1 protein-coding gene and 1 pseudogene are annotated in these 1,664 nt (G+C 49.9%); one reads left to right on the top strand and one right to left on the bottom strand.

Annotated elements, in window-relative coordinates:
- Window positions 1-81: 81 nt before the first annotated feature.
- Window positions 82-1,023, top strand: a pseudogene (locus tag BIT28_RS00100) (IS91 family transposase); the annotation flags it as partial.
- 260 nt (window positions 1,024-1,283) lie between these two features.
- On the opposite strand, the gene BIT28_RS00105 reads toward BIT28_RS00100, so the two are convergent.
- Window positions 1,284-1,556 carry a hypothetical protein gene (locus tag BIT28_RS00105; RefSeq protein ID WP_075761614.1) on the bottom strand — a complete coding sequence of 91 codons (273 nt, stop codon included), beginning with the start codon at window positions 1,554-1,556 and terminating at the stop codon, window positions 1,284-1,286.
- Between the last annotated feature and the right edge of the window lie 108 nt (window positions 1,557-1,664).

Here is a 1,664-nt window from a genome sequence, read left to right on the forward strand (position 1 = left end):
ATATTATTGAGGCTATCCATAGCGATTTGATCATCTGAAAGACAATCCTCAATTAGATCATATTTTTACTTAGATTGGTATAAAACCGAGGCCGCCGGCTTGTCGCAGTGGTACTGTCAGCACTGCCATGCCAATGACCGGCTACCCCTCTCGTGCGGGCATCGCCACTGCCCGCAGTGCCAGCACCGTACTACCGCTAACTGGTTATCCCGCCAGGAGGCCAAGTTGTTGCCTGTGCATTACTTTATGATCACCTTTACCTTGCCTGCTCAGCTGCGAGGCCTCGCCCGTACCCAGCCCAGAGCCCTTTACTCGGTGATGTTCGCTGTCGCTTCTTCGGTATTAAAAGACTTCGCCCAACGCCAACATGGCGGACAAAGTGGCTTTACCGCTGTGCTGCATACCCACAGCCGGCGGCGGGATTTACATCCCCACCTCCATGTCATTGTGCCGGCGGGCTACTACGAGGCTGGCCGCCACCAATGGCACAAGGGCAAGAAGCGCTACCTTTACAACGCCGCGGCACTGGCAAAAGTCTGGCGGGCCAGAATACTGGACGCCATTAACCAACATCCGCAACTCCTCCTGCCAGCAACGCTACCCGATGAATGGGTGGTTGACTGCCGCCATGTCGGGCGAGGCTTGCCGGCCCTGAAATACCTGTCCCGTTACCTGTACCGAGGCGTACTGCCCGACCACGATATTATTAGTATCCGCGATAACCAAGTGACCTTCCGCTACCACGAGGGCAAAACCAACCAATGGCAATCCCGCACCTTACCCGTGGTCAAGTTCCTGTGGCTAGTACTGCAACATGTCTTGCCCAAGGGACTCCAGCGAGTACGTGACTACGGCCTGCTGCACGGCAACGCCAAGGTTGTCAGGTTACGTATCCAGCTGATGTTAATGCAGACGGGGCGGTTGGTGCTACCGGCAGAGCCTGCCCCCGTAGCGAAAGCAACCCGCACCTGCCCATACTGCGAACAGATGATGGAGTGCGTCGGCATTACACGACCGGGATAGCCGAAAGGCAAACAAAATAAGGATAATGGCACCCACATGGTAAGAGGAGAACCGTTACCACTACCCACAGTTCGCTTATAACCGACTGAAGTTATTAGTCATCTGATAGCTTAGGGGCTTGCTGTGCCTAGTGAAAATAGCAGGCCCCGCAGCCCACCGACGCTCAACCGAGCTATTTACTATATAAATGCCGCTTCGGACTTGTTCAACACCCGGATAAAGTGTCGGCTGCGCGACACTTATCCTTATTTGTTATAACGTTAGCTTAGTAGTTCACGTTTGATTCTTTGAAACTCGCCACCTTTATCTGAAAATTTAAGCTTTACCACAAAAAACAATTCATAATTAATTGGAGGAAAGTTTATTTCTATAGTGGCATTGTTTTCGTCCACGTTGAAATATTGAATTTGATAACGATTGATATACGCCTCGTTATTTTCATTATAACTTAACCCTATAGTTGGAAATTCTCCTTGGCCACTAATGTCAGTTACTAGATCTTCAATTAATTTAATTTGTATAAACTGAGCCATATTACTCATATCTCCTTTTTATTCGAAAGTTATAACGCCTGCGATAAGGTGCCCCACGATTAACTTACCAAGCGCACCGAACTCCGAACCAAAAATGCCGAGTGTAAC

The sequence above is a fragment of the Photobacterium proteolyticum genome (genome assembly GCF_001939735.1).
GTDB classification, from domain to species: Bacteria; Pseudomonadota; Gammaproteobacteria; order Enterobacterales; family Vibrionaceae; genus Photobacterium; species Photobacterium proteolyticum.